Origin of the sequence: Streptomyces sp. NPDC053367 (assembly GCF_044545925.1) — a bacterium.
In the GTDB taxonomy this organism is placed as follows: domain Bacteria; phylum Actinomycetota; class Actinomycetes; order Streptomycetales; family Streptomycetaceae; genus Streptomyces.
Window position 1 is genome coordinate 384497 of sequence record NZ_JBITYN010000005.1, and the last position, 23554, is coordinate 408050.

Below are 23554 nucleotides of genomic sequence, written 5' to 3' on the forward strand. Positions count from 1 at the left end.
ACACAGGCGCCCGCGGCGGACGAGCACCACCGGCCACGGCGGGTCCCGGGCGCCGGTGCTCGTCGGCACCTGGCCTGGCGCACCCGCGCACCGGGCCGGATTGTCGGTGGCGGCCGTTACGCTCGGCGGCATGGCTGTGAACACGACCCCCGAGTCCCCGTTGCCCGTCGGTGAGGTGTCGCGGCTGATCGGCGGGTGGATCGACCGGCTGGGGGCCGTGTGGGTCGAGGGCCAGATCACGCAGTTGTCGCGGCGGCCCGGGGCCGGCGTGGTGTTCCTGACGCTGCGCGATCCGTCGTACGACATCTCGGTGAGCGTGACCTGCTACCGGCAGGTGTTCGACGCGGTGGCCGACGTGGTCGGCGAGGGCGCGCGGGTCGTGGTGCTCGCCAAGCCGGAGTGGTACGCGCCGCGGGGCCAGCTGTCGCTGCGGGCCGCCGAGATACGGCCCGTGGGCGTCGGGGAGCTGCTGGCCCGGCTGGAACAGCTGAAGAAGACCCTCGCGGGCGAGGGACTGTTCGCGCCGGAGCGCAAGAAGCCGCTGCCGTTCCTGCCGCAGCTGATCGGCCTCGTCTGCGGGCGCGCCTCGGCCGCCGAGCGGGACGTGCTGGAGAACGCCCGGCACCGCTGGCCGGCCGTCCGCTTCGAGGTGCGCAACGTCCCCGTGCAGGGCGTGCACGCGGTGCCGCAGGTCGTGCAGGCGGTCAAGGAGCTGGACGCGCTCGACGAGGTCGACGTGATCATCGTCGCGCGCGGGGGCGGCAGCGTGGAGGACCTGCTGCCGTTCTCCGACGAGCAGCTCGTGCGGGCCGTCGCCGCCTGCCGTACGCCGGTGGTGTCCGCGATCGGCCACGAGCCGGACACCCCGCTGCTCGACTACGTCGCCGACCTGCGGGCCTCCACGCCCACCGACGCGGCCAAGAAGGTCGTCCCGGACGTCGGCGAGGAGCTGGAGCGGGTGCGGCAGCTGCGCGACCGGGCGCGGCGCTGCATGGACGGCTACCTCGGGCGCGAGGAGCGCGGGCTCGCCAATGCGCTGGCCCGGCCGGCGATGGAGGACCCGCACCGCATGGTCGACGAGCGCGCCGACCAGCTGGCCTCCCTGGTGGAGCGGTCCCGGCGCTGCCTCGGCCATCTCCTGGACCGCGCCGACTCCGAGCTGACGCACACGCACGCGCGCGTGGTCGCCCTCTCCCCGGCGGCGACCCTCCAGCGCGGGTACGCGGTGCTCCAGCGGGCCGACGGGCACGTGGTGCGCGACCCGGGCGAGGTGTCGGCCGACGAGACGCTGCGGGCACGGGTCGCCGAGGGCGAGTTCTCCGTACGAGTGGATGCATAGGGTGGGCGGATGACCAGCAAGGTGGAAGAGGCGCTCGGCTACGAGCAGGCGCGCGACGAGCTGATCGAGGTCGTCCGACGGCTGGAGGCCGGCGGTACGACGCTCGAGGAGTCGCTCGCGCTGTGGGAGCGCGGCGAGGAGCTGGCCAAGGTGTGCCGGCGCTGGCTGGAGGGCGCGCGGGCACGGCTGGACGCGGCGCTGGCGGCGGAGGAGGCGTCCGGGCAGGACCCCGCCGAGAGCGACGCGTAGGCGGCAGGCGCGGGAGGAGCCCCGGCCGCGTGCCGGGGCTTCGTCGCGTACGGGCGAGGTCCGAAAGTCGGCATCCGCGCGAGACGGGGCGCACCCGGCGCGGATGGTGCCGCTCAGCCCTGCTTCAGCGCCCGTGCCATCTCGGTCAGACGGGCGAAGGAGGCGGTGCCGGTGACCATCGTGGTCTCGCCGTCCTCGCCCTTGAGGACCAGGGCGTCGTAGCGGCCTCCGGTCCAGCGGGTCCAGGTGCGGCCGCCGATCTTCTCGGTGGTCCGTGTCTCCTCGGCGCCCTGGGTGGCCTGGTCGACGAAGACGGCCTGCCGCTCGGTGGACTGCTCGACGGCCACGTACTCGCCGTCGGGGTCGTGGAAGCCCAGGTGCCACGCGTCGGACTTGTCGCCGCGGAAGCGCACCGACGTGGCCTTCCAGGTGTCCGGCAGGCCCACGGGGGCCGCCACCGGGTACGAGGCGGCGCGGCGCGCGGTCAGCAGCTCCACCCGGTAGTCGACGCGCCTGACGTCGGGTTCGCGGTCGTCGTGCGGGATGAAGACGTAGACGACCAACGCCGCGAGGACGATGAGGCCCAGGGACAGAATCATGTCCCGGGCCGACTTCTGCTTGCCGTACGTGCCTGCCACGTCCCCTATGGTCGCAGGTGCCCCCCTCCGCTCATCCGTGGGCCCCCCTGCTCAGTTTGTCGGTCTGACGATAGAGTCGTCAGGCACAACCCTCATCCGGCCGTCGTCGTATCAGAAAGGTGCGCTCCGATGACCGAGCATCATCACTTGCCGTCCGAGCTGGACGTCCCCTCCGAGGCCCCCGACCGCAACCTCGCCCTGGAACTCGTCCGGGTGACCGAAGCCGCCGCGATGGCCGCGGGCCGCTGGGTGGGGCGTGGCGACAAGAACGGCGCCGACGGTGCCGCGGTGCGCGCCATGCGGACCCTCGTGTCGACCGTGTCGATGAACGGCGTGGTCGTCATCGGCGAGGGCGAGAAGGACGAGGCCCCGATGCTCTTCAACGGGGAGCGCGTGGGCGACGGCACCGGGCCGGAGGTCGACATCGCCGTCGACCCGATCGACGGGACCACGCTGACCGCCAAGGGCATGCCCAACGCGATCGCCGTCCTCGCGGCCACCGAGCGCGGGGCGATGTTCGACCCGTCCGCCGTGTTCTACATGGACAAGCTGGTCACCGGCCCCGAGGCCGCGGACTTCGTGGACATCGACGCGCCGGTGTCGGTGAACATCCGCCGGGTCGCGAAGGCGAAGCGGGCGACGCCCGAGGACGTCACGGTCGTCATCCTGGACCGGCCCCGCCACGAGGGCATCATCAAGGAGATCCGGGAGACCGGCGCGCGCATCAAGCTGATCTCCGACGGTGACGTGGCCGGCTCGATCCTGGCGCTGCGTGAGGGCACGGGCGTGGATCTGCTGCTCGGCATCGGCGGTACGCCGGAGGGCATCATCTCGGCCTGTGCGGTGAAGTGCCTCGGCGGCACCATCCAGGGCAAGCTGTGGCCGAAGGACGACGAGGAGCGGCAGCGGGCGATCGACGCCGGGCACGACCTGGACCGTGTGCTGACCACCGAGGACCTCGTCACCGGGGAGAACGTGTTCTTCGTGGCGACCGGCATCACCGACGGCGAGCTGCTGCGCGGTGTCCGCTACCGGTCGGAGACGGCGACGACCGACTCGATCGTGATGCGGTCCAAGTCCGGGACCGTGCGGCGGATCGACTCCGAGCACCGGCTGAGCAAGCTGCGGGCCTACAGCGCGATCGACTTCGACCGGGCCAAGTGAGCGCCTCGGCGCCGTAGGGCTGCCGGTGCGGCTCGCGGGTCCCGCTGTCGGGGACCGAACGTGCTGTCGAGAAAAAGGGGCGCCCCTCTGTGCGGAGAGGGGCGCCCCTTCTCGTATGTCCGACGCCGGCGTCAGCCGGCCTGGGGTATGCGGGTCGCCGCCCGCGCGGCCTTCTGCAGCTCCAGTTCGCGGCGGCGGCGCCGGGCCAGGACCACGCGGCGTTCGGCGGCGGTCAGGCCGCCCCAGACGCCGTACGGCTCGGGCTGGAGGAGGGCGTGCTCGCGGCACTCGACCATGACCGGACAGCGGGCGCAGACGCGCTTGGCGGCCTCTTCCCGGGAGAGCCGGGCGGCGGTGGGTTCTTTGGAGGGAGCGAAGAACAGGCCTGCCTCGTCGCGCCGGCACACCGCCTCGGTGTGCCAGGGTGCGTCTTGGTCCCTGTCCCGCACTGGCACCCGCTGGGCCGGAACGGCAGCTACCTGCAGGGACGAATGCGGTTGCAGCACGGTCTACTCCTGACGACGGCTTCGCGAGCGAGAGACGATGCAGCAAGGTCTACCCGCTGTGCGCGCGCCTATGCAGGGAGTTCCCAACCGCCGGAAACGAGCGGTTCACACCCGTCAATGACCCGGATGCCTGCGCAGACTCCGGTCGGCCTTGCGGTGCACGCGGTCGAGGATGTCCGCGACGACCTTGCCGCGCTTCGCCCGCGCCTCCACGTTCCCGAGGACGGCCCAGCCGTCGACGAAGACCACCGGCGCCTGCGGGTCGGCCGCGTCCAGCGGGGCCACCTCGAAGTTGCCGAGGACGCCGCCGCCGGTGCCGCGCAGCGACACGTTCTCCGGGACGCGGACCTCGACGCTGCCGAACACCGAGAACGCCTTGATCACGACCTGCTGGTACTCGAACAGCGCCTCGGCGAGGTCGATCTCGACGCTGCCGAAGATCGCGTAGGCGTGGATGCGGCGGCCCGCGCGCCAGCGGCCCTTGCGGACGGCGCTCGCGAACACCGCGACCACGTTGTCGTCCGGGTCGACGGGGATGGCGCCGGCGGTGGGGCGGTTCGGGGCGGTGTACGGGGAGGCGGGGCGGGGTGCGTGCGCCGCGGGCAGGTCCCGTATGAAGGCCTCCAGTTCGCCGACCGTCCGGGCGGCCAGGGCGCCCTCGACGCGCTCGGCGTGCTCGTCGGCCGTGAGCCGGCCCTCGGCCAGGGCCTCGCGCAGGATGTCGGCGACACGGTCGCGGTCGGCGTCGGAGGCGCGCAGCTCGGCCGCGGGCGGGGGTGCGGTCTGCTTCTGAAGGTCCACGGCAGCAGCGTACCGAAACACGATAGATCGCGACACCCCTCGAGGCGGGCCCGCGGCTGCCGACTGAGCCTTACCTCACAACCTCGCCGTCAGTGGCAGGTTCTACGCTGGTGAGGCTCGCCAGTGTCGGCGGGCGCCGTCCGTCAGAGTGAGGAATGGGCTGAGATGCCTGAGTTCGCGTACACCGATCTGCTCCCCATGGGAGAGGACACCACCCCCTACCGGCTGGTGACCTCCGAGGGTGTCTCCACCTTCGAGGCCGACGGGCGGACGTTCCTCAAGGTCGAGCCGGAGGCGCTGCGCAAGCTGGCCGAGGAGGCCGTCCACGACATCCAGCACTACCTGCGTCCGGCCCACCTCGCCCAGCTGCGGCGGATCATCGACGACCCGGAGGCGTCGAACAACGACAAGTTCGTCGCGCTGGACCTGCTGAAGAACGCCAACATCGCGGCCGCCGGCGTGCTGCCGATGTGCCAGGACACCGGCACGGCCATCGTCATGGGCAAGCGCGGGCAGAACGTGCTGACCGAGGGCGAGGACGAGAAGGCGCTCAGCAAGGGCATCTACGACGCCTACACCAAGCTGAACCTGCGCTACTCGCAGATGGCTCCGCTCACCATGTGGGAGGAGAAGAACACCGGCTCGAACCTGCCGGCGCAGATCGAGCTGTACGCCACCGACGGCGGCGCCTACAAGTTCCTGTTCATGGCCAAGGGCGGCGGCTCGGCCAACAAGTCGTTCCTCTACCAGGAGACGAAGGCCGTCCTGAACGAGGCCTCCATGATGAAGTTCCTGGAGGAGAAGATCCGTTCGCTGGGCACGGCCGCCTGCCCGCCGTACCACCTGGCGATCGTCGTCGGCGGTACGTCCGCCGAGTACGCCCTGAAGACCGCCAAGTACGCCTCCGCGCACTATCTGGACGAGATCCCCGCCGAGGGCTCCCCGCTCGGGCACGGCTTCCGGGACAAGGAGCTGGAGGAGAAGGTCTTCGAGCTCACGCAGAAGATCGGCATCGGCGCGCAGTTCGGCGGCAAGTACTTCTGCCACGACGTCCGCGTGGTGCGCCTCCCCCGCCACGGCGCGTCCTGCCCGGTCGCCATCGCCGTGTCCTGCTCGGCCGACCGGCAGGCCGTCGCGAAGATCACCGCCGAGGGCGTGTTCCTGGAGCAGCTGGAGACCGACCCGGCGCGATTCCTGCCGGACACCACGGACGAGCAGCTGGAGGAGTCCTCGGACGTGGTGAAGATCGACCTGAACCAGCCGATGGACACGATCCTCGCGGAGCTGACCAAGTACCCGGTCAAGACGCGGCTGTCGCTGACCGGTCCGCTGGTCGTGGCGCGGGACATCGCGCACGCGAAGATCAAGGAGCGGCTGGACGCGGGCGAGGAGATGCCGCAGTACCTCAAGGACCACCCGGTGTACTACGCCGGTCCGGCGAAGACCCCGGAGGGCTATGCCTCCGGCTCCTTCGGCCCGACGACGGCCGGGCGCATGGACTCCTACGTGGAGCAGTTCCAGGCCGCCGGGGGCTCCAAGGTGATGCTCGCCAAGGGCAACCGCAGCAAGCAGGTCACCGACGCGTGTGCCGCGCACGGCGGCTTCTACCTCGGCTCGATCGGCGGGCCGGCCGCGCGTCTCGCCCAGGACTGCATCAAGAAGGTCGAGGTCGTCGAGTACGAGGAGCTCGGCATGGAGGCGGTCTGGAAGATCGAGGTCGAGGACTTCCCGGCGTTCATCGTGGTCGACGACAAGGGCAACGACTTCTTCCAGGACCCCGCACCGCAGCCGACGTTCACGTCGATCCCGGTCCGGGGCCCCGGTCTGGCGTAGCACTCCAGGGCGGCGGGGCCGGACCCCGCCCCCGCCGCCCCTGCCCGTCCCCTCCCAGGGTCTGCCACCCCTTCGACCGGCAAGCCGGTGCGGCCGAGACAGGCTCGGCCTCGCCGTACGCGCCCGTCCCTGCCGGGCGTTGTGAAGGTCGTGTCGTCGGGGGAACAGCTGTCACGTCCCGGATGCTGTGACAGGTGGAGGTGATCGGCAGTGGCCGACGAAGAGCAGGATTACCGGATCGAGCGCGACTCCATGGGAGAGGTGCGGGTCCCGGCGCACGCCAAGTGGCGGGCGCAGACGCAGCGGGCGATCGAGAACTTCCCGGTCTCCGGGCAGCGCATCGAGCGGGCGCACATCGAGGCGCTGGCCCGGATCAAGGGGGCCGCGGCGAAGGTCAACGCGGGGCTGGGGGTGCTGGACCAGGAGATCGCCGACGCGATCCAGGACGCGGCAGCCGAGGTCGCCGAGGGCCGCTGGGACGAGCACTTCCCGGTGGACGTGTTCCAGACGGGGTCCGGGACGTCGTCGAACATGAACACCAACGAGGTGATCGCGACGCTGGCGAGCGAGCGGCTCGGCCGGCCGGTGCATCCGAACGACCACGTCAACGCCTCCCAGTCGTCCAACGACGTCTTCCCCTCCTCGATCCACATCGCCGCCACCGCCGCCGTCACCCGCGATCTGATCCCCGCCCTGGAGCACCTGGCGGCGGCCCTGCGGCGCAAGTCCGAGGAGTTCGCCGACGTGGTGAAGTCGGGGCGGACGCATCTGATGGACGCGACGCCCGTGACGCTGGGCCAGGAGTTCGGCGGGTACGCCGCCCAGGTGCGCCACGGCGTCGAGCGGCTGACCGCGTCGCTGCCCCGGCTCGCCGAACTGCCGCTCGGCGGGACCGCCGTGGGCACCGGCATCAACACCCCGCCCGGCTTCTCCGCGGCCGTCATCGAGGAGGTCGCCCGGGCCACCGGGCTGCCGCTGACCGAGGCGCGCGACCACTTCGAGGCGCAGGGCGCCCGGGACGGGATCGTGGAGACCAGCGGTCAGCTCAGGACCGTCGCGGTCGGGCTGACGAAGATCGCGAACGATCTGCGCTGGATGGCGTCCGGGCCGCGCACCGGCCTCGCCGAGATCGCCCTGCCCGACCTCCAGCCGGGCTCCTCGATCATGCCGGGCAAGGTCAACCCGGTGATCCCGGAAGCGGTGCTGATGGTCGCCGCGCAGGTCACCGGCAACGACGCCACCGTCGCCGCGGCCGGCGCCGCGGGCAACTTCGAGCTGAACGTGATGCTGCCGGTGATCGCCCGCAACGTCCTGGAGTCGGTGCGGCTTCTGGCCAACGTCTCCCGGCTGCTGGCCGACCGGACCGTGGACGGCATCACCGCGAACCGCGAACGGGCCCGCGAGTACGCGGAGTCGTCGCCGTCGGTGGTGACCCCGCTGAACAAGTACATCGGCTACGAGGAGGCCGCGAAGGTCGCCAAGCGGTCCCTCGTGGAGCGGAAGACCATCCGTCAAGTCGTCCTGGAGGCGGGCTACGTCGAGCGCGGCGACCTCAGCCTGGAGCAGCTCGACGAGGCCCTGGACGTGCTGCGCATGACGCACCCGTGACCACATGAGCCGACCGTATGAACCGTGACCCGCACCGCAGCGCCGTACCACCGTGACACCTAATATCTGTGCATGGCAGACGGTGGAGCGATGAGACGCGGAACGGCGGACGGCACTGCGGACGGCACGGCGGACGGGACAGGGGCCTTCTGGGCGCCGGGGAGCCGGATCCTGTGGCGGTACCGGGAGAACGCCGGAACCGGGTTCCACATCGCGCGTCCCGTCACCGTCGTCCGCGACGACGCCGAACTGCTCGCCGTGTGGCTGGCGCCCGGCACCGAGTGCGTGAAGCCGGTCCTGGCCGACGGCACGCCCGTGCACGGGGAGCCGCTGGAGTCGCGCTACACCAAGCCGCGCACGGTGCAGCGCGACCGCTGGTTCGGCACGGGCGTGCTGAAACTGGCGCAGCCCGGCCGGCCGTGGTCGGTGTGGCTGTTCTGGGACCCGGGCTGGCAGTTCAAGAACTGGTACGTCAACCTCGAGGAACCGCTGACCCGCTGGCAGGGCGGCGTCGACTCAGAGGACCACTTCCTGGACATCTCCGTGCACCCGGACCGCAGTTGGCACTGGCGGGACGAGGACGAGTTCGCCCAGGCCCAGCGCGACGGGCTCATCGACGCCGAACTGGCCGGGCGGGTCCGTGCGGCGGGCCGGGACGCGGTGGAGGAGATCCGCTCCTGGGGCGCCCCGTTCAAGGACGGCTGGCAGAACTGGCGCCCGGATCCGTCCTGGACGGTACCGTCACTGCCGGACGACTGGGACCGTACGCCCGCGCACATGTCGTCATGAGACCCTTGATGCGCCCCCGGGCACGAAACGTAGGATCGTCCTCCGCAAGGGCGCGTGGGGGCAACTCCCGGAGCGCACAGCGAGTCTGACCGGATGTCACCGAGGGGCGGCAGGGCGTGAGCGAGGGGTACGACGGCAACACCCGTGCGGACCGCGGCAGGTCCGCCGGTGACACAGGAACAGTCTCTGACCACGCGGGAACTCCGTTCCTGGGGCACGTATTCCGGGTATCGGAATTTCTGCGGGACGAACTGCACGCGCGGCGCGCAGCCCCGGACGGACGGATTTCATACGCGTGACGGAGAACCCGACCTCCTATGAACGCCCCCAGGCGGGCGTCGACCCCGCGGACCCCCGCGGGGCGCTCCTGCATACCCCGGCGGGCGCCCGGACCCCGGGTTCCGCCTTACCGGCGCAGGCCCGGTCCGGCTCCGGCGAGAGCCCGCCGGCGGGTACGTCCGTGACGCCCGACGGCGACACCGGCCCGGAGCACTCCCAGCCGGCTGCCGCGGAGACCGGCACCCACCGCCCGCGTCCCGCGCCCGAGGCGATCCCCGCCCAGCCCGGCACCGAGCCGGACGGCGCGGGGCGCGGACCCGGCGGCAAGGAGCGGCGCAGCGGCAGCGGTGTGCCCGGCGGCCGGCCGACCCCGATGCGGCGCGACGGCGACCGGTTGCGGTTCGTCGGCGCGGCGACCCGGCGGATCGCCCGCGGCATCGACCTCGACGAGATCGTGATGGGGCTGTGCCGGGCGACCGTGCCGACCTTCGCCGACGCGATCCTGGTGTATCTGCGCGACCCGCTGCCGGTGGGCGACGAGCGGCCCACGGGGCCGGTGGTGCTGCGGCTGCGCCGTACCGACCGGATTCCCGAGGAGCGGGACACCGACGGCGGCCTGCTGCCCGCCCAGACCCCGGAGCCGGCCGAACTGTCGTCGCTGACGGCCGAGTTGTGCGAGGTGCGGCCCGGCGGGGCGCTCGCCGAGGTGCTGCGCGGGGTGCGGCCGGTGTTCGCCGACGCGCCCGCGGCCCGTGCCGCGCTGCCCGAACTCCTCGGCGACCACGGCGAGTCGATCGTGCCGGGTGGCCGCCGTGCGGTCCTCGCGCCGCTGCGTGGCCGGCGCCGGGTGATCGGCGCGGCCGTCTTCCTGCGCCGCCCGGAGCGCATCCCGTTCGAGACCGACGACCTGCTGGTGGCGGCGCAGCTCGCCACGCACAGCGCGCTCGGCATCGACAAGGCGGTGCTGTACGGCCGTGAGGCGTACATCGCCGACGAGCTGCAGCGCACCATGCTCCCGGAGACCCTGCCGCGCCCGACGGGCGTCCGGCTGGCCTCGCGCTACCTCCCCGCGGCCGAGACCGCGCGGGTGGGCGGCGACTGGTACGACGCGATCCCGCTGCCGGGTTCGCGGGTGGCGCTGGTCGTCGGTGACGTGATGGGGCACTCCATGACCTCGGCGGCGATCATGGGCCAGCTGCGCACGACGGCGCAGACCCTGGCGGGGCTCGACCTGCCGCCGCAGGAGGTGCTGCACCACCTCGACGAGCAGGCGCAGCGCCTGGGCACCGACCGCATGGCGACCTGTCTGTACGCCGTCTACGACCCGGTCACCCACCGGATCACCATCGCCAACGCCGGCCATCCGCCGCCGGTCCTGCTGCATCTGGGCGGCCGGGCCGAGGTGCTGCGGGTGCCGCCGGGCGCGCCGATCGGCGTGGGCGGGGTCGACTTCGAGGCGGTGGAGCTGGACGCGCCGGCCGGGGCGACGCTGCTGCTGTACACCGACGGGCTGGTGGAGTCGCGGCTGCGGGACGTGTGGACGGGCATAGAGCAGCTGCGGGAGCGGCTGGCCGCGACCGCGCAGCTGACGGGGCCGGATCATCCGCCTCCGCTGGAGGCGCTGTGCGACGAGGTGCTCGACATGCTCGGCCCGGGCGACCGGGACGACGACATCGCGCTGCTCGCCGCCCGGTTCGACGGGATCGCGCCGAGCGATGTGGCGTACTGGTCGCTGGAGCCGGAGGACTCCGCGCCGGGCCGGGCGCGGCGGCTGGCCCGCAGCGCGCTGGCGCGGTGGGAGCTGGAGGAGCTGACCGATTCGGTGGAGCTGCTGGTGAGCGAGGTCGTGACCAACGCCGTGCGGTACGCCTCCCGGCCGGTCACGCTGCGGTTGCTGCGGACCGACGTGCTGCGCTGTGAGGTGGGCGACGACGTGCCCCAGCTGCCCCGGCTGCGGCAGGCCCGGGCGACGGACGAGGGCGGGCGTGGGCTGTACCTGGTCAACAAGCTGGCCCGGCGGTGGGGAGCCACGCGGCTGAGCACCGGCAAGGTGGTGTGGTTCGAGCTGAACCGGAACTGACCGCCCCTGCACTTCCCGGCGCCCTTTGGAGGCGCGAAGAGGGGGCCCGGCATCGAGATGCCGGGCCCCCTCTTCACGCCTACTGATCCACGATTGCCGGGTCCTCCGGGACGGGTGGGGTCTCCGTCGTCGGGGGCGCGGTCGTCGGGGTGGACGTCGGGGGTGCCGTCGTGGTCGGCGGCTGGGTCGTCGGCTCCTCGGTGGTCGGCTGCGTCGTCGGCGGCCGGGTGGTGGGCGCCTTGGTCGTCGGGGCCTGGGTGGTGGGTTCCTCGGACGGGGTCTCGCTGGGCGTCTGCGACGGGGTGACCGTCGGCGTCCAGGTCGGCTCCACCGCGGCGCCTTGGTCGGTCTCCAGGTCGAACTCGGTGACCTTCTTCATCACGCCGAAGGTGTACGCCGCCCAGATCTGCGCCGGGAAGCCACCGCCGTTGACGCGGTCCTCGCCGCCGGCCTCGTACATCGGGACCTGCCTGTGCGGGGGCTTGTCGTCCTCGCCGAACAGGCCGACGGAGGTGACGAGGTTGGGGGTGAAGCCGGTGAACCAGGCCGACTTGTTGTTGTCGGAGGTGCCCGTCTTGCCGGCGACCTGCTGGCCGTCGCGCAGCGGGTTCTCGCGGACCGAGCGGCGGGCCGTACCGTCGTCGACCACGCCGGTCAGGACGGAGGTGACGCCGTCGGCGGCGTTGCGGCTGATGACCTGCTCGCCGATCGGGTCGGGGATCTCGACGGTGCGGCCGCGCTTCTCCGCCGATTTGATGAGGGTCGGGGTGACCTTCTCGCCGTGGTGGGCGAGGGTGGCGTAGATGCCGGCCATCTCCAGCGGGCTGGCGCCCATGGAGCCCAGGGTCTGGGCGGGCACGGCCTGCATGCCCTCGGTGTCCATGCCCAGCTTCTCGGCCGTGGCCATGACGGTGTCCATGCCGACGTCGATGCCCATCTGGGCGAAGACGGAGTTCACGGACTTGTTCATCGCGGTCTGGACCGTGATGTCGCCGTAGTCCCGCTCGTCCTCGTTCGGCGGGGCGAAGCCGACCTCACGGCCGTCGTCGACCACCGGGCGGCGGCTGTCGCCGTCGTAGAGCGTGCTCGCGGTGATCGGGTCGCCGTCCTGGGTCTCGGCCTCCTCCTCGAAGGCGGCCGCCAGGATGACCGGCTTGAAGGTGGAGGCGGGCTGGTAGTCGCGGCGGGTGGCGTTGCTGAAGTAGTGCTTGAAGTAGTCGCGGCCGCCGTACAGGGCGACGATCTTGCCGTTCCTGGGGTCCACCGAGACCGCGCCCGGCTGGACGTCGGCGTCGACCGCGCGCTCCTTCGGGTCGAGCTCGGCGAGCAGCTGGGTCTTGACGGCCTTCTCCAGCGCGGCCTGCTTCTTGGGGTCGATGTTCAGGGTGATGGTCCAGCCCTGCTGCTCGACCTGGGCCGCGGCCTCGGAGCGGGAGATGCCCTCCTCGGCCATCAGCCGGTCCTCCAGCTGCCGGTTGGCCAGCTCGATCAGATAGCCCTTCTGGCCCTCCATGCCGGGGGCGGGCTTGGGTTCCTTGGGCACCGGGAACTCCATCGACGCGCGCTCGGAGGCGTCCAGCCAGTGCTCCTCGACCATGTTGTCCAGCACGTAGTTCCAGCGGTTGGTCACCAGCCTCTTGCTGGTGTCGGAGGCCGCCGTCCAGTCGTACTGGCTGGGCGCCTGGAGCAGTGCCGCGAGGTACGCGCCCTGTTCGACGCTGAGGTCCTCGGCGTCGACGCGGTAGTAGGCCTGGGCGGCGGCCTGGATGCCGTAGGCGCCGCGGCCGTAGTAGCTGGTGTTGATGTAGCCCGCGAGGATGTCGTCCTTGGACATCTTGCGGTCGACCTTGAGCGAGATCACCAGTTCCTTGAGCTTGCGGCTGACCGTCTGCTCCTGGCTGAGGTAGTAGTTCTTGACGTACTGCTGGGTGATCGTCGAGCCGCCCTGCTTGCCCTTGCCGGTGACGGTGTTGAGCAGGCCGCGGGCGGTGCCCTTCAGGTCGACGCCGGCGTCCTGGTAGAAGGACTTGTTCTCGGCGGCGACGAAGGTCTTCTGGACCGGCTCGGGGATCTTCGCCAGGTCGACGATCTCGCGGTTGACCTCGCCGTCGCGGGCCAGCACGGAGCCGTCGCTGAACTTGTAGATGTTGCTCTGGCGCTGGGCGAGCGGGTTGCCCTTGGGCACGTCCACGACCATGTACAGCACGAGGAACGCGCCGATGCCGAGCAGGCACAGGCCCAGGAACGTGCCGAGGATCTTCTTCCAGGTGAAGAACCGGCGTATGCCGCTCGGGCGGGCCGCCGCACGCGACGAACGGCGGCGCCCCGGCGCCGCGCGGCGGCCACCGCGCTGCCGCGCTCGTCTCTCTTCCGCTCGTCCCATCAGTCCGTCTGCTCCGCTTCGGTCTCGGGTGTCACACGCGTACGTCGGCTCAGGTCAGCTCAGAAAGCTAACACCGGTTTATGTGACGAAGTCCGTCCGATCCGGTCCTTTCCGGACGTGACAATGAGCACCTGTCTCACGGGAACCGACGCCCGAGGGGTCGCCAGGGTTGCCGTGCCGGACTAAAGTGATATCACTTAGCTAGACCAGAGATATACCGCAGAGCAGCAACAGAACGGGGGACCACCCATGTCCGCACACGCCTCCACCACCGCCGACGTACCCGACATGCCCGAACCGCGGGTGAGGGAGTTCGCCGCGCACAGCATCGGCGGCGGACTCGCTCTGCTGCTGGGTCTGCTCGGGCTGCTGGGCGGCGTCGGCATGGTGGTCGCCGCCACCGCCGTCTCCGCGGCCGGCGCCAAGGCCGCGCTGATCGTACCCGGGGTACTGATCGGCGTCGCCGCCTTCGTGGCGATGTGCGGGCTGAACATGGTCGCGCCGGGCGAGGCCCGGGTCGTCCAGCTCTTCGGGCGCTACCGCGGCACGATCCGCCAGGACGGCCTGCGCTGGGTGAACCCGCTCACCTCGCGCACCAAGATCTCCACCCGGGTCCGCAACCACGAGACGGCCGTCCTGAAGGTCAACGACGCCTACGGCAACCCGATCGAGCTCGCCGCGGTCGTCGTATGGAAGGTCGAGGACACCGCGCAGGCCAGCTTCGAGGTCGACGACTACATCGAGTTCGTCTCCACCCAGACCGAGGCGGCCGTCCGGCACATCGCGATCGAGTACCCCTACGACGCCCACGACGAGGACGGCCTGTCGCTGCGCGGCAACGCCGAGGAGATCACCGAGAAGCTCGCCGTGGAACTGCACGCGCGCGTGGAGGCGGCCGGCGTGCAGATCATCGAGTCGCGGTTCACGCATCTCGCGTACGCTCCCGAGATCGCCTCCGCGATGCTCCAGCGGCAGCAGGCAGGGGCGGTCGTCGCGGCGCGGCGGCAGATCGTGGACGGCGCGGTCGGCATGGTGGAGGCGGCGATCGCGCGGATCGAGGAGCAGGACATCGTGGAGCTCGACCCGGAACGGAAGGCGGCGATGGTGTCGAACCTGATGGTGGTGCTGTGCGGGGACCGCGCGGCCCAGCCGGTCCTCAACACCGGGACCCTCTACCAGTGAGCACCCCCTCCGAGGGGCCGGCCCCTCAGCGGCGGCCGCAGCAGCGCAAGCAGGTGCTGCTGCGGCTGGACCCGTCGGTGTACGAGGCGCTCGCGCGCTGGGCCGGCGACGAGCTGCGGTCGGCCAACGCGCAGATCGAGTTCCTGCTGCGGCGCGCCCTCGCGGAGGCGGGCCGCCTGCCGGGGGAAGCGGGACCGATCCCCCGCCGGGGCCGGCCACCCCGCGCCGAGTAGCAGAACTGTGACATTCGGCCCTGACCTGGGCCGTCCTACCCACAGGCACTCACTACCCACTCCGCGTATACATGCCGCGTATACACGGTGTGTACAGTCGAGGCATGTCCATCGGTCACACCCTTCTCGGCCTGCTCGAGTCCGGCCCACGCCACGGCTACGACCTCAAGCGCGCCTTCGACGCGAAGTTCGGTCAGGACCGGCCTCTGCACTACGGCCAGGTCTACTCGACGATGTCCCGCCTGCTGAAGAACGGCCTCGTCGAGGTCGACGGCATCGAGGCGGGCGACGGCCCCGAGCGCAAGCGGTACGCCATCACCGACGCCGGCATCACGGACGTCGAGCAGTGGCTCGCCACTCCGGAGAAGCCCGAGCCCTACCTCCAGTCGACCCTCTACACGAAGGTCGTCCTCGCACTGCTCACCCGGCGCGACGCCGCCGAGATCCTCGACACCCAGCGCTCCGAGCATCTGCGCATGATGCGCATCCTCACCGACCGCAAGCGCAAGGGCGACCTCGCCGACCAGCTGATCTGCGACCACGCGCTGTTCCACCTGGAGGCCGACCTGCGCTGGCTCGAGCTGACCGCCGCGCGCCTCGACAAGCTGGCGGAGGCGGTGGTGGCCCAGTGACCGCCCCCGACGGTGCCCTGCTCGTGGCCGAGGGGCTGCGCAAGACGTACGGGCCGACGACGGCGCTGGACGGCGCCGGGTTCTCCATCCACCCGGGCGAGGTCGTCGCCGTCATGGGCCCCTCCGGGTCCGGCAAGTCGACGCTGCTGCACTGCCTCGCCGGGATCGTCCCGCCCGACGCGGGCTCCATCCGGTACGCCGGCCGCGAGATGGCCACGATGAACGACTCCGAGCGCAGTGCGCTGCGCCGCACCGAGTTCGGGTTCGTGTTCCAGTTCGGCCAGTTGGTGCCCGAGCTCACCTGCGTCGAGAACGTGGCCCTGCCGCTGCGGCTGAACGGCACGTCCCGCAAGGCCGCCGAACGCGCGGCCCGGGAGTGGATGGCCCGTCTGGAGGTCGACGACATCGCCGGCAAGCGGCCCGGCGAGGTGTCCGGCGGCCAGGGCCAGCGCGTCGCCGTCGCGCGGGCGTTGGTGACCGGCCCGCGCGTGCTGTTCGCCGACGAACCGACCGGCGCGCTCGACTCCCTCAACGGCGAACGCGTGATGGAGCTGCTCACCGACGCGGCCCGGTCCACCAACGCGGCCGTCGTGCTGGTCACGCACGAGGCGCGGGTGGCCGCCTACTCCGACCGCGAGATCGTCGTGCGCGACGGCCGGTCGCGCGACATGGAGCGGATCGTATGAGGCTGCGGCAGTGGTCCAGGGATGTGCGCCTGGGCTTCCGGTTCGCGTTCGCCGGCGGGCGCGAGGGGTGGATCCGCACCTTGCTCACCGCCGTCGGCGTCGGCCTCGGCGTGGCGGTGCTGCTGCTCACGACGGCGATACCGAACGCGCTGGCGGAACGGGACGAACGGGGCAACGCCCGCTCCGACATGGGCTTCAACCGCACGGAACCGGAGCGCGGTGACGCCACCGTGCTGGTCGACACCGTCGACACGACCTTCCGCGACAAGGACATACGCGGCCGGGCACTGCAGCCCGAGGGGCCGCGCGCTCCGCTGCCGCCGGGGCTGGAGGAGTTCCCCGGCCCGGACGAGATGGTCGTCTCCCCCGCGCTCAAGCGCCTGCTGGAGTCCGACGAGGCCGAGCTGCTGCGTGAGCGGCTGCCGCAGCGGATCACCGGCACGATCGACGAGAGCGGTCTGGTGGGCTCCGCCGAACTCGCCTTCTACCGGGGCGGCGAGGGGCTCGGGGACCGGCTCGACGACGGCGTGATCCGCCTGGACCGGTTCGGTGACCCGATGGTGTCGACGGAGCGCATGGACCCGGTGCTGCTCCTGCTGATCCTGGTCGTGGTGGTGGTGCTGCTGATGCCGGTCGGCGTCTTCATCGCCACGGCCGTACGGTTCGGCGGTGAGCGCCGTGACCGGCGCCTCGCGGCGCTGCGGCTGGTCGGCTCCGACAGCCGGATGACCCGGCGGGTGGCCGCGGGCGAGGCGATGGCCGGGGCCCTGCTCGGGCTCGTCCTCGGCACCGGGTTCTTCCTGCTCGGCCGGCAGTGGGCGGGGTCGGTCGAGGTCTTCGACGTCAGCGTCTTCCCGAGCTATCTCACCCCCTCGCCGCTGCTCGCCCTGCTGGTCGCGGTCGCCGTGCCGGCCGCCGCCGTGCTGGTCACCCAGTTCGCGCTGCGGGGCGTGGTGATCGAGCCGCTCGGCGTGGTGCGCACCGCCCGGCCCGCCCGGCGCCGGCTGTGGTGGCGGCTGCTGCTGCCGCTGGCGGGCCTCGCGATGCTCTACCCGATGGTCGGCAACGGCAGGGACGGCGGAGAGTTCAACCAGTACCTCGTCACCGGTGGTGTGCTCTTCCTGCTGGTGGGCGTGACCGCGCTGCTGCCGTGGATCGTGGAGGCGGTCGTGGCCCGGCTCGGCTCGGGTGCGGTCTCCTGGCAACTGGCCGTGCGTCGCCTGCAGTTGAGCAGCGGTACGGCGGCCCGCATGGTCAACGGCATCGCGGTGGCGGTGGCCGGTGCGATCGCCCTGCAGATGCTGTTCGCGGGCGTCGACGACGACTACACCGGCAGCACCGGCAAGGACCTCACCCGCGCCCAGATGCAGGTCGGGGTGCCGGAGGGGATGTCGCTCGACGCGACCCGGGCCCGCTTCGAGGCGACGCGCGGCGTGACGACGGTGTACGGCTTCTCCGAGGGCTATGTCGGCGACCGCGCCGACACACCCGAGCGGATGGCGTCGGTGACCGTCGGGGACTGCGCGTCCCTGCGCGAACTGGCCGCGCTGCCCTCCTGCGAGGAGGGTGACGCCTTCGTCGTACGGGGTGCCGAGTACGACACCGACACGCCCGCGATGGTCAAGCAGGGGCGCACCCTGTACTTCTCCCCCAGCTCCGAGGACGAGCCGTCGCATCCGGTCGCCTGGCCCGTGCCGCGCGACCTGAAGGAGGCCCGCTCGATCCCGGACCCGGCCGGCATGCGGCGCGGCGGCATCCTGCTGACGCGCAGCGCGCTGCCCCGTGCGGCCGTGGCGTCCGTGCCCGGCCAGTTGTACCTGCGGCTGGACGAGTCGGTGCCGGACGCGCGGGACTACGTTCGGAACACCGCGGCCGCGATCGACCCGTCCGTGGAGCCGATGACCTGGGTGAGCACCGAGGAGAACAACCGGTTCTCCGCCATCCGCACCGGGCTGTTCGTCGGCGCGGCGGCCGTGCTGGCGCTGATCGGGGTCAGCCTGCTGGTGTCCCAGCTGGAGCAGTTGCGCGAGCGGCGCAAGCTGCTGTCGTCCCTGGTCGCCTTCGGTACGAGGCGTTCCACCCTGGCTCTGTCGGTGTTGTGGCAGACGGCTGTGCCGATCGCGCTGGGCCTGGCGCTGGCGTGTGCCGTGGGGCTGACCCTGGGGGCCGTGCTGCTGCGGATGGCCGCGGCGTCGGTCCGGGTGGACTGGGCGAGTGTGCTGGCCATGACCGGCGTCGGGGCGGGCGTGGTGCTCGTGGTGACCGTGCTCAGCCTGCCTCCGCTGCTGCGGCTTGTGCGGCCGGACGGGTTGCGGACGGAGTAACGGCCGTCGGGGGTCCCGCCGTCTGCGGGTGCGTCGTGGTCGCTCGCGCAGTTCCCGCGCCCCTAAGCGACGTCACCGTCGACGACCCTGACAGGCAACGGGCTCAGTGCCTCCCGCAGGGCCTCCGCCAGCTCCCGGTACTCCTCTCCCCGCGCCGCCCCCGCCCGCATCGCCAGTGCGATACGACGGGTGGGGGCCGGCTCGGCGAAGTACCCGGTGAGCAGCTGATTGCTGCGGCTCGTCTCGACCTTGACGGCCGTGCGCGGCAGCAGGGTGCAGCCCAGGCCGCCCGCGACCAGCTGGACCAGGGTCGACAGACCGGCCGCCGTCGTCGTGACGTCGGCGTCCTCGCGGCCGGCCTCGCGGCAGATGTCGAGGGCCTGGTCGCGAAGGCAGTGCCCCTCGTCCAGGAGCAGCAGGTTCAGCTCGCGCAGCGCCTCGCGGGGGATGCCCTCGCGGCCGCCGAGCCAGTGGTCGAGCGGGGTGACGAGGACGAAGTCCTCGTCGAAGAGGGGGAGTTCGACGACGCCCTGGACACCGAGCGGCACGGCCAGCAGGAGCAGGTCGAGGCGGCCGGTGTTCAGGCCCTCGACGAGGCTCGCGGTCTGCTCCTCGTGGACCTGGAGGTCGAGGTGCGGATAGCGCTCGTGGACCAGGCGCAGGACCGTCGGCAGGAGGTACGGCGCGACGGTGGGGATGACCCCGAGGCGCAGGACGCCGGTGAAGGGGGCGCGGACCGCGTCGGCCTCCTCCAGGAGCGCACCGACCTCGGCGAGGACGGCCTTGGCCCGGATCGCGAGGCGCTCGCCCGCGGGCGTGAGCAGCACCTTGCGCGTCGTACGCTCGACGAGGGTCACGCCGAGGACATCCTCCAGCGCGGAGACGGCGCCGGACAGGGCGGGCTGGCTCATGCCGATCGCGGCGGCCGCGTCCCGGAAGTGCAGCTGCTCGGCCACGGCCGCGAAGGCCCGCAGCTGGGACAGACTGGGCTGGCGCCTCTTGGCCCCGGCGACACTCACCGTCACTGATAACCACCTCCGATCAACACGTCCGAGTGTAGCTATTTCCGTAATCAATGGCCCCTGTGCCAACATCGACAACGTCCAACCCATGGGAAACGCCCCCAAAAAGGGTGTTTCCTCGCTGCAAGGAGAGCGTGTGCTCACTGTCGGTGACAAGTTCCCCGAGTTCGAACTGACCGCCTGCGTCTCGCTGGAGAAGGGCCAGGAGTTCGAGCAGATCAACCACAAGTCCTACGAGGGCAAGTGGAAGGTCGTGTTCGCGTGGCCTGCCGACTTCACCTTCGTGTGCCCGACGGAGATCGCGGCCTTCGGCAAGCTGAACGAGGAGTTCGCCGACCGCGACGCCCAGATCCTCGGCTTCTCCGGTGACTCCGAGTACGTGCACCACGCCTGGCGCAAGGACCACGACGACCTGCGTGACCTGCCCTTCCCGATGCTGGCCGACACCCGGCACGAGCTGATGCGCGACCTCGGCATCGAGGGCGAGGACGGCTTCGCCAAGCGCGCCGTCTTCATCGTCGACCCGAACAACGAGATCCAGTTCTCCATGGTGACCGCCGGCTCCGTCGGCCGTAACCCCAAGGAGGTCCTGCGGGTCCTGGACGCCCTGCAGACCGACGAGCTGTGCCCGTGCAACTGGAGCAAGGGCGACGAGACCCTGGACCCGGTCAAGCTGCTGGCCGGTGAGTGAGGCATGTCCCTCGACTCCCTCAAGTCCCGGATACCGGACTACGCCAAGGACCTGAAGCTCAACCTGGGCTCGGTCATCGGCAACTCCGACCTGCCCGCGCAGCAGCTGTGGGGCGCCGTGCTGGCGACCGCCATCGCCTCGCGCTCCCCCATCGTGCTGCGTGAGCTGGAGCCGGAGGCCAAGGCGAACCTGACGCCGGAGGCGTACCAGGCCGCCAAGTCCGCCGCCGCGATCATGGCGATGAACAACGTCTTCTACCGGACGCGCCACCTGCTCTCGGACCACGAGTACGGGAACCTGCGCGCCGGTCTGCGGATGAACGTCATCGGCAACCCCGGCGTCGACAAGGTCGACTTCGAGCTGTGGTCCTTCGCCGTCTCCGCCGTCAACGGCTGCGGGATGTGCCTGGACTCGCACGAGCAGGTGCTGCGCAAGGCGGGCCTGGAGCGCGAGGTCGTCCAGGAGGCCTTCAAGATCGCCTCGGTGATCCAGGCCGTCGGCGTCACCCTCGACGCCGAGGCCGTCCTCGCCGAGTAGCGGACAACCGCGTTCCTACGAGGCCCCGTTCACCCTTCCTGGTGAGCGGGGCCTTCGTCGTCCCGGGCCCCGGGCGCGCCCACCGGCGCGGCGTCCAGCGCCGTCGCTCCCCGGGGCTCGACCGCGTGCAGCAGCGCCCGTTCGTGGGAGTAGGCGCGCAGATAGCCGACCACGGTGTTGGTCACGGCCACCAGGGGCACCGCGACCACGGCGCCGCCGATCCCGGCCACCATGCCGCCCGCGGCCACCGACAGCACGACCGCCAGCGGATGCACCCGCACCGCCCGGCCGAGGATGAACGGCTGCAGGATGTGCCCCTCGATCTGCTGCACGGCCAGCACCACGGCAAGCGTCATCACGGCCGTGAACACGCCCTGCGTCACCAGCGCCACCACCACCGCGAGCGCGCCCGAGACGACGGCGCCGACCAGCGGGATGAAGGCGAACAGGAAGATGAACACCGCCAGCGGCACCGCCATCGGCACATCGAGGAAGTAGATGCCGAGGCCGATGAAGATCGCGTCGATGAGGGCGACCACCACCGTGCCGCGCACATACGCCGTCAGGGTCCGCCAGGCCCGCGGACCGGCCCCCGCGACCCCCGGCCGGGCCGCCGCCGGGACGAGCTTCAGCGTCCACTCCCAGATGCGCCGGCCGTCGTAGAGCAGGAACAGCGTCGAGAAGACGGTCAGCAGGATGCCGGTGAGCGCCTCGACGACGACGGTGACGCCTTCGAGGCCCGCCGAGGTGATCTGGTCGGTGTTGGCGCCGATCGCCTCGCGCAGGTTCTTCGCGATCTCGTTGATCTGCTTGTCGGTGACATGGAACGGACTGTCCAGCAGCCAGCGCCGCAACTCGTCGATGCCGTCCTGCACCTGGTCGGAGAGGTCGTCGATGTTCTCCATGACCTGCCAGGTCACGAACCATCCGATCAGCCCGATGACGACGAACCCGAGGATGGCGGTGAGCGCGGTGGCCGGGCCGCGCGGTACGCCGTGCCGGCGCAGCCACGCCACGCTCGGCTGGAGCAGCGCGGTCATCAGCAGCGCGGCGACGAAAGCCAGCACCACCAGCTGTACGGCGCTGATGACCCGCATCAGCACCCAGAGCGTGCCGGCCAGCACCAGCAGCCGCCAGCCGGCCTCGGCGGCGACCCGCATGCCCCAGGGCACGGCCTGCGCCGGGTCGGGGCGGGGCCCGACGGCGGGCGGGTGCGTGGGCGGGGCCGGCACCTGCGCGGAGGTCCCGTCCTGAGCGGGGCGGTGCTCGGCGTGCGCGGCGTGTCCGGTGTGCTGGATGTGCTCCTGCTCCACCTCGGCGCGCCGCTCGTCCAACCGCTGACCCATCTCGGTCAGCCCCGACCCGATCCGGCCCAGCCACCCTGGCACTCGCGACATGATCCGTCCTCTTCCCCCGTCTCGCCCCACCACTCCCCCGGAGCCGTCGCGTCCGACCGTACAGGGCGAAAGCCCCTCTCCGTGAAGACGGGGAGGGGCTTCGAAGGGTTGAGCGGTGTGCCTAGTACCAGTGGTTGGCCTGCCAGAACGACCAGGCGCCGCAGGGGCTGCCGTAGCGCTCGTTCATGTAGTTCAGGCCCCACTTGATCTGCGTGGCCGGGTTGGTCTGCCAGTCGGAGCCGACCGAGGACATCTTGGAACCGGGCAGCGCCTGGAAGAGGCCGTACGCGCCGGAGGAGGGGTTGACCGCCTGGTAGTTCCAGCTCGACTCGTGGTCCACGATGTTGCTGAAGCAGGAGAACTGGTCCCCCGGCACCATCTGACGGGCCATGGCCTGGATGTCGCCGATGCTGTACGAGCTCTGGACGGCGAAGGTCGAGGCGTCGGCGCGGGCGGCACTGCGGCTCGCGGCGGCGGCCTTCTCGGCCTCCTCGCGCTCCTTGGCCTCCTGCTCGGCCTTGACGGCTGCTTCCTTCTTGGCGATCGCGGTCTCGGCAGCCGCCTTGCGGGCCGCCTCCTCGGCGTCCTTCTTCGCGGTGAAGTCCGCGGCGATGGCCTGCGAGTCGGCCTGCTGCGTCAGGGACGCGGTCTGCACCTGGGCGTACTCACCCGCGGGCAGGTCCGCGAGGAGCGTGGCGTCGGCTGCCGTCGCTTCGGCGTCGTTGTTCTGCGCGGTGCTGCCCGAGGCAACACCGACGACGCTTCCGACAGCGGTGACCGCGGTGGCCGAGGCCACTGCGAATCCCCGGACCGAAATCCGGCTCACACGGTTTCCTTCCAGCATCGCCCGCTTCGGTGACCCTCGCGGACGCAATCGTGCCCCTGACGCTGGCCTCCCCACGTACGGGTCACGGGAGGCACGGGCCCGGTGGGCAACTCCCGCACGGGGAGCGCCGCGTGGTGCTCGGGCGGCATACGGCGGCGCTATGGAGTTGGTGATGCTTCGGTTGCTGTGTACCGCTGGGGGTACACGTGTGCCGTATGCGGGGCCTGACAGGAGTGAGACTCTGCCGTAACCGGACGGCGCAAGGCAATTCTGTGTTGCGTGTGAAAGCTCACATCCCTTTCGGCCCAGGCGATTTCATCGAACGCCCACACGCGAAGGCGCCGCCCGCTAGGCT

Annotated in this window: 21 protein-coding genes; 14 read left to right on the top strand and 7 right to left on the bottom strand. The window is 71.4% G+C overall.

What is annotated here, in order from left to right; translation table 11 throughout:
• Positions 1-130 precede the first annotated feature (130 nt).
• Both xseA and ACIGXJ_RS17155 read left to right on the top strand, forming a co-directional pair.
• The gene (xseA, locus tag ACIGXJ_RS17150; RefSeq protein WP_399645588.1) at positions 131-1339 is read left to right on the top strand and encodes an exodeoxyribonuclease VII large subunit; all 1209 of its coding nucleotides are present in this window, start codon (positions 131-133) and stop codon (positions 1337-1339) included.
• 9 nt (positions 1340-1348) lie between these two features.
• On the top strand, positions 1349-1588 hold the full coding sequence (locus ACIGXJ_RS17155) for an exodeoxyribonuclease VII small subunit (RefSeq protein ID WP_399645591.1): 240 nt from the start codon (positions 1349-1351) through the stop codon (positions 1586-1588).
• Between the two features lie 113 nt (positions 1589-1701).
• On the opposite strand, the gene ACIGXJ_RS17160 is transcribed toward ACIGXJ_RS17155, so the two are convergent.
• On the bottom strand, positions 1702-2226 hold the full coding sequence (locus ACIGXJ_RS17160) for a DUF4245 domain-containing protein (protein ID WP_399645593.1): 525 nt from the start codon (positions 2224-2226) through the stop codon (positions 1702-1704).
• Between the two features lie 129 nt (positions 2227-2355).
• Between ACIGXJ_RS17160 and glpX the strand changes: the two genes are divergently transcribed.
• Positions 2356-3390 carry a class II fructose-bisphosphatase gene (gene glpX, locus ACIGXJ_RS17165; protein WP_399645596.1) on the top strand — a complete coding sequence of 345 codons (1035 nt, stop codon included), beginning with the start codon at positions 2356-2358 and terminating at the stop codon, positions 3388-3390.
• A 131-nt stretch (positions 3391-3521) separates the two neighbouring features.
• Here glpX and ACIGXJ_RS17170 read toward each other — a convergent pair whose 3' ends face one another.
• Both ACIGXJ_RS17170 and ACIGXJ_RS17175 read right to left on the bottom strand, forming a co-directional pair.
• The gene (locus ACIGXJ_RS17170) at positions 3522-3896 is read right to left on the bottom strand and encodes a WhiB family transcriptional regulator (RefSeq protein ID WP_399645599.1); all 375 of its coding nucleotides are present in this window, start codon (positions 3894-3896) and stop codon (positions 3522-3524) included.
• Between the two features lie 114 nt (positions 3897-4010).
• Positions 4011-4697, bottom strand: coding sequence for a DUF1707 domain-containing protein (locus tag ACIGXJ_RS17175; protein WP_399645601.1), 687 nt, complete (start codon positions 4695-4697; stop codon positions 4011-4013).
• Between the two features lie 165 nt (positions 4698-4862).
• Here ACIGXJ_RS17175 and ACIGXJ_RS17180 point away from each other — a divergent pair, with 165 nt between their 5' ends.
• The 4 genes from ACIGXJ_RS17180 to ACIGXJ_RS17195 all read left to right on the top strand — a co-directional run bounded on the left by ACIGXJ_RS17180 (position 4863) and on the right by ACIGXJ_RS17195 (position 11286).
• Positions 4863-6530, top strand: a complete 1668-nt coding sequence (locus ACIGXJ_RS17180; protein WP_399645604.1) for a fumarate hydratase — start codon at positions 4863-4865, stop codon at positions 6528-6530.
• Between the two features lie 210 nt (positions 6531-6740).
• Positions 6741-8138 (top strand): class II fumarate hydratase, encoded by a 1398-nt coding sequence (locus ACIGXJ_RS17185; protein ID WP_399645607.1) that lies wholly within the window; start codon positions 6741-6743, stop codon positions 8136-8138.
• Positions 8139-8210: 72 nt separating this feature from the next.
• Entirely contained in the window at positions 8211-8927 is a 717-nt protein-coding gene (locus tag ACIGXJ_RS17190) for a DUF402 domain-containing protein (protein ID WP_399645609.1), read from the top strand.
• A gap of 295 nt (positions 8928-9222) precedes the next feature.
• Positions 9223-11286, top strand: coding sequence for a SpoIIE family protein phosphatase (locus ACIGXJ_RS17195; RefSeq protein ID WP_399645611.1), 2064 nt, complete (start codon positions 9223-9225; stop codon positions 11284-11286).
• 79 nt (positions 11287-11365) lie between these two features.
• On the opposite strand, the gene ACIGXJ_RS17200 is transcribed toward ACIGXJ_RS17195, so the two are convergent.
• Entirely contained in the window at positions 11366-13669 is a 2304-nt protein-coding gene (locus tag ACIGXJ_RS17200) for a transglycosylase domain-containing protein (RefSeq protein WP_399645614.1), read from the bottom strand.
• A gap of 249 nt (positions 13670-13918) precedes the next feature.
• Here ACIGXJ_RS17200 and ACIGXJ_RS17205 point away from each other — a divergent pair, with 249 nt between their 5' ends.
• The 5 genes from ACIGXJ_RS17205 (at position 13919) to ACIGXJ_RS17225 (ending at position 18726) form a co-directional block, all read left to right on the top strand.
• Positions 13919-14851 carry an SPFH domain-containing protein gene (locus ACIGXJ_RS17205; protein ID WP_399645616.1) on the top strand — a complete coding sequence of 311 codons (933 nt, stop codon included), beginning with the start codon at positions 13919-13921 and terminating at the stop codon, positions 14849-14851.
• Positions 14797-15084, top strand: coding sequence for a hypothetical protein (locus ACIGXJ_RS17210; RefSeq protein ID WP_399645619.1), 288 nt, complete (start codon positions 14797-14799; stop codon positions 15082-15084). Before ACIGXJ_RS17205 ends, ACIGXJ_RS17210 begins: the two co-directional genes overlap by 55 nt.
• Before the next feature lie 104 nt (positions 15085-15188).
• On the top strand, positions 15189-15716 hold the full coding sequence (locus tag ACIGXJ_RS17215; RefSeq protein ID WP_399645621.1) for a PadR family transcriptional regulator: 528 nt from the start codon (positions 15189-15191) through the stop codon (positions 15714-15716).
• Positions 15713-16402: an ABC transporter ATP-binding protein gene (locus tag ACIGXJ_RS17220; RefSeq protein WP_399645624.1), complete on the top strand. Its 690-nt coding sequence runs from the start codon at positions 15713-15715 to the stop codon at positions 16400-16402. The genes ACIGXJ_RS17215 and ACIGXJ_RS17220 overlap by 4 nt, the downstream gene beginning before the upstream one ends.
• Positions 16399-18726, top strand: a complete 2328-nt coding sequence (locus ACIGXJ_RS17225; protein WP_399645627.1) for an ABC transporter permease — start codon at positions 16399-16401, stop codon at positions 18724-18726. Before ACIGXJ_RS17220 ends, ACIGXJ_RS17225 begins: the two co-directional genes overlap by 4 nt.
• A 62-nt stretch (positions 18727-18788) precedes the next feature.
• On the opposite strand, the gene ACIGXJ_RS17230 is transcribed toward ACIGXJ_RS17225, so the two are convergent.
• A complete protein-coding gene (locus ACIGXJ_RS17230; RefSeq protein ID WP_399645628.1) occupies positions 18789-19751 on the bottom strand; it encodes a LysR substrate-binding domain-containing protein in 963 nt (320 codons plus the stop codon).
• A 133-nt stretch (positions 19752-19884) separates the two neighbouring features.
• On the opposite strand from ACIGXJ_RS17230, the gene ACIGXJ_RS17235 reads away from it, so the two are divergent.
• Together ACIGXJ_RS17235 and ACIGXJ_RS17240 are read left to right on the top strand one after the other, a co-directional pair.
• Positions 19885-20439: a peroxiredoxin gene (locus ACIGXJ_RS17235; RefSeq protein WP_399645631.1), complete on the top strand. Its 555-nt coding sequence runs from the start codon at positions 19885-19887 to the stop codon at positions 20437-20439.
• Between the two features lie 3 nt (positions 20440-20442).
• Positions 20443-20976 carry an alkyl hydroperoxide reductase gene (locus tag ACIGXJ_RS17240; protein ID WP_399645634.1) on the top strand — a complete coding sequence of 178 codons (534 nt, stop codon included), beginning with the start codon at positions 20443-20445 and terminating at the stop codon, positions 20974-20976.
• 29 nt (positions 20977-21005) lie between these two features.
• Here the strand turns inward: ACIGXJ_RS17240 and ACIGXJ_RS17245 are convergent, their stop codons facing one another.
• Both ACIGXJ_RS17245 and ACIGXJ_RS17250 read right to left on the bottom strand, forming a co-directional pair.
• Positions 21006-22373 (bottom strand): AI-2E family transporter, encoded by a 1368-nt coding sequence (locus ACIGXJ_RS17245; protein WP_399645637.1) that lies wholly within the window; start codon positions 22371-22373, stop codon positions 21006-21008.
• A gap of 121 nt (positions 22374-22494) precedes the next feature.
• The gene (locus tag ACIGXJ_RS17250) at positions 22495-23199 is read right to left on the bottom strand and encodes a transglycosylase SLT domain-containing protein (RefSeq protein WP_399645640.1); all 705 of its coding nucleotides are present in this window, start codon (positions 23197-23199) and stop codon (positions 22495-22497) included.
• Between the last annotated feature and the right edge of the window lie 355 nt (positions 23200-23554).